1 rRNA gene is annotated in these 440 nt (G+C 55.9%); it reads right to left on the reverse strand.

What is annotated here, in order from left to right:
- Nucleotides 1–440: ribosomal RNA gene (locus AADR41_RS43120) — 16S ribosomal RNA — on the reverse strand; the annotation flags it as partial.

Genomic DNA, 440 nt, shown 5'->3' on the forward strand with positions numbered 1-440 from the left:
GACTACCGGGGTATCTAATCCAGTTTGCTCCCCACGCTTTCGCACCTCAGCGTCAGTACCGAGCCAGTGAGCCGCCTTCGCCACTGGTGTTCCTCCGAATATCTACGAATTTCACCTCTACACTCGGAATTCCACTCACCTCTCTCGGACTCGAGACTACCAGTATCAAAGGCAGTTCCGGGGTTGAGCCCCGGGATTTCACCCCTGACTTAATAGTCCGCCTACGTGCGCTTTACGCCCAGTAATTCCGAACAACGCTAGCCCCCTTCGTATTACCGCGGCTGCTGGCACGAAGTTAGCCGGGGCTTCTTCTCCGGTTACCGTCATTATCTTCACCGGTGAAAGAGCTTTACAACCCTAGGGCCTTCATCACTCACGCGGCATGGCTGGATCAGGCTTTCGCCCATTGTCCAATATTCCCCACTGCAGCCGCCCGTAGG

Origin of the sequence: Streptomyces sp. CLV115, from assembly GCF_038448545.1 — a bacterium.
Classification (GTDB): Bacteria; Actinomycetota; Actinomycetes; order Streptomycetales; family Streptomycetaceae; genus Streptomyces; species Streptomyces sanglieri.